The sequence below is a fragment of the Flavobacterium sp. UBA4854 genome (assembly GCF_002399805.1).
Classification (GTDB): domain Bacteria; phylum Bacteroidota; class Bacteroidia; order Flavobacteriales; family Flavobacteriaceae; genus Flavobacterium; species Flavobacterium ginsengisoli.
Genome location: NZ_DHEI01000156.1, coordinates 5,978 through 9,456 on the forward strand (window position 1 = coordinate 5,978; position 3,479 = coordinate 9,456).

Sequence of the window (3,479 nt, forward strand, 5' to 3'; positions counted from 1 at the left end):
GATTCTACATTCAGTTTGAAATCAGACATAATAAAAAGCTGATCCCAAAGTTTATGCTGAAAATCTGGTACGTCACGCAAATGCGGATTTAGGCTTCCCATAACCTGAATGATATATTTCGCGGCTTTATTGCGCGTTTCATCATCTTCGATTGCAGTTGCCTGATCGATCAATTTTTGTAAATGACGCCCATATTCTGGGATAATTAAACGTTGTCTTTCAGAATTGTATTCCAAATTATACACAACGTCGCTTGCGGCTTCTCTTTTATATTTTTCGATCATAAGTTTATAATGAAACTATACCTTCTATTGTAGAAACTTCTTTGTATTTACTAATCACATCGTCTGAGCTGTGCATCGTAACGTCTACAGAAACACTGGTAAATTTACCTGTTTTAGATTTTGTTGTTTTAATAACCGCTCCCATTCTATCAAAAGCTTTTTCAACACGCTCTACATTATCACCTACAGAAGGCACAATAAACTTATACAAATATTCTGCTGGCCAAGTGTTTGCGTTATCAAGTTCTACTTTTAATCTTTCGTAAAATTCGGCGGTGTTTTTTTCTTTATCGTTCTCCATTCGTAATTAAAAATAAACGCAAATATACGGTTTTTGAATTTAGATTTTTGAGTTTCGATTTTAGATTTTTTCTGTACTTAAAACTTTGTTTTAAAGGGACAAAGTTACAAAGGCGCAAAGGTGCAGAGAAAAATGCAATCGAAGATTATTTCTTTGTAAAATTTACGCTTATATTTGAGAAAATAATCCTTAAAATATTTCTCAAAAAGTTTACCAGAAGGACTCATACAACGTACTGTTTGTCATTTCGACGAAGGAGAAATCTCCGTAAGTAACTCCTCACGGTATTTCGCCAACCTTTGTCGAGCTTCTCATGGAGATTTCTCCTTCGTCGAAATGACAATATTGTGGAAAAACTTTACGTCTCTGTGACTTTGCGAGATTAAAAAACACATTACAATGAAAAAACTTCTTTTACTTTTTATCGCTCTTACCTTAAATTCAGTTCAAGCACAAGAAGTCAAAACACTGACTTATTTCCAAAATGACACTTTAAAACTAGATTTAGATTTATATCTGCCAAAGAAAAAAGCTGGCGAAAAAATTCCTTTAATAATGTTTGCATTTGGTGGAGGATTTTCTGGTGGAGAACGCACTAGCGAAAAAGATTTCGGTTTATTCATGGCTAAAAATGGTTATGCAGTTGCAAGCATTTCGTACAGTCTATACATGAAAGGAAAAGATTTTGGCTGTAAAGGAACTTTGACCGAAAAAATAAAAGCAATACAAATTGGCGTGAGCGATATGTGGCAGGCAACGGCTTTCTTAATTGAGAATGCAGATAAATACAATTTGGATACTTCAAAAATCTTTATTTCTGGAATTAGTGCGGGAGCCGAAATTGGTTTCCATGCTTCGTTTTGGGATTATAAATTAATGAATTTATATAAAGGCAATCTCCCAGAAAACTTTAAATACAAAGGTTTCATTGGAGGTTCGGGAGCAATTCAGGACATTAATTTGATTACAAAAGAAAAAGCAATTCCGATGTTATTGGCTCATGGAAGCAATGATGACACGGTTCCGTACACTGCAGGTTCACATCGTTCTTGTCCGACAAATGCTTCTGGCTGGCTTATTCTTTTTGGCTCTTATGCGGTTTATAATCAAATGCAAGATCTACATAAAGACATCGAACTGATTACTTTCTGCGGTGGCGGACATGAATTTTCAGGTTATCTTTTTCATCAAGGACAGCAATATGTTTTGGATTTTGTAAATGATGTTTTGAATGATAAAAAATTCCAATCGCATTTGATTGTTCCTTCTAAGAATGGAAAAAGTGCTGGAAAGTATTTGTTTTGTGAGTAATTCTTAAAATCAAAATATTGAAAGTAGGTTATAAAAATTTCGAGATTGAAGTTATTGACGATGAAAATTATAATTTGAATTCGACGGACAATTTACGCCAATACCAGAAAGTTTATTATAAAGGAAAAAATCAAGAAGATGGATTTTCTCCAACTAGCAAACATGCCGTGATAATTAGAGAATCTGAAGTTGAAATTTCAAGCGTTTTAGTATGTGAAGCTGGCGGAGCAACAGGAATACATGATAATTCTTTTATTATTGAAGATGATAAAATATGGATTCGAGTTTCCAATAAAATTTACTGTTTAAAAATTCCTTCATTAGAAATTATATGGCAAAAAGAGTTTGATCAATTCACTAACTTTTGCTTTTACAAACTTGAAGAAGATTTCCTTATTCATGGAGAATTAGAAATTTTCAGAATAACAAAAAATGGAGAGATTATTTGGTGTTTTGGAGGAAGAGATATTTGGGTAAATCCTGAAGGCAGTGAAGAGCTTATTATTAAAGATAATGTTATACTTTTAGTAGATTTTGAATCGAACAGATATATTCTTGATTTTGATGGAAATTTATTAGAAGACATCCCAAAATAATAAAAAAAGAAATAGCTACAGATATTTGGCTAAAACCAAGATTTTAAATCCGTTAGTTAAAACCAATGGCAATTCAAATAAAATTTGCTCCAGCGGAGCAAAATATTACATTTAAAGTTCGGTTTCCCGCAAGGTTTTGAAAACCTTGCAGGAGAAAAAAACACAAAATAATTCCAAAAACAAAACCATCTCTCCTTTTTAGCCCTGATGGAAGCGGAAATCCTTTTGATTTTTCCTTTAAAAAGCAAAAGATTGCAGCGGACAGCAGGAACCCATGACTGCTAAAAATGCTAAATCTTTCGCTTCAAGCAAATATTCTTTTTAATTATAAATAAGTTTAGGTAAATTTGCGCTTTATTTTTAGAATAGTGCAAAAAGAAATTATAGTCTTGCTTGGCGGACCTGGTACTGGAAAATCGACACTTATTAACGAATTGGTAGCTCGTGGCTTTTGCTGCTATCCTGAAATCTCTAGACAGGTTACCATGAAAGCGCAAGAACAAGGCATTGAGCAGTTGTTTCTAGAACAACCTCTTTTGTTTAGCGAAATGTTATTGGAAGGTCGTATTGAACAATATAAAAACGCTCTTGAAGAACCTGACAATGTTGTTTTTATTGATCGCGGAATTCCCGATGTTGTAGCTTATATGGATTATATTGGCGACGAATATCCGGAAAGTTTCGTTAAGGCTTGTGAGGACTATAAATATTCTAAAACTTTTATTCTGCCGCCATGGGAAGAAATTTACCAAAGCGATGCAGAGCGTTACGAAAATTTTGAACAGGCAGTTAAAATTCAGGAACATCTTGTTGAGACCTATAAAAAATACGGTTATGAACTAATTGAGGTTCCAAAAGATACGGTTGAAAACAGAATTCTTTATATCTTAGACAAAATTTAGCAAAAGTTTTTAAAGTTGCAAAACTAGAAGCTGTTTTCTAAATTTTTAACTTTAAAACTTACGCAATGCTCGGAGCGCAGGATAT

General features: G+C 33.4%; 5 protein-coding genes. 3 read left to right on the forward strand and 2 right to left on the reverse strand.

All coding sequences use genetic code 11. The annotated features are described in order from the left end of the window. Together B3J44_RS22430 and B3J44_RS22435 are read right to left on the reverse strand one after the other, a co-directional pair. A partial coding sequence (locus tag B3J44_RS22430) for a DUF4290 domain-containing protein (protein WP_286971545.1) occupies positions 1-284 on the reverse strand: 284 nt, incomplete at its 3' end. 4 nt (positions 285-288) lie between these two features. Further along, complete coding sequence (locus B3J44_RS22435; protein ID WP_111285800.1) at positions 289-585, reverse strand: DUF493 family protein; 297 nt, start codon at positions 583-585, stop codon at positions 289-291. 399 nt (positions 586-984) lie between these two features. Between B3J44_RS22435 and B3J44_RS22440 the strand changes: the two genes are divergently transcribed. From B3J44_RS22440 to B3J44_RS22450, 3 genes are all read left to right on the forward strand, one after another. Next, positions 985-1,896 (forward strand): alpha/beta hydrolase family protein, encoded by a 912-nt coding sequence (locus tag B3J44_RS22440; RefSeq protein WP_286971547.1) that lies wholly within the window; start codon positions 985-987, stop codon positions 1,894-1,896. A 17-nt stretch (positions 1,897-1,913) separates the two neighbouring features. Then, positions 1,914-2,492 (forward strand): hypothetical protein, encoded by a 579-nt coding sequence (locus B3J44_RS22445; RefSeq protein ID WP_286971548.1) that lies wholly within the window; start codon positions 1,914-1,916, stop codon positions 2,490-2,492. A 368-nt stretch (positions 2,493-2,860) separates the two neighbouring features. Continuing rightward, positions 2,861-3,394 carry an ATP-binding protein gene (locus B3J44_RS22450; protein WP_286971550.1) on the forward strand — a complete coding sequence of 178 codons (534 nt, stop codon included), beginning with the start codon at positions 2,861-2,863 and terminating at the stop codon, positions 3,392-3,394. Positions 3,395-3,479 lie beyond the last annotated feature (85 nt).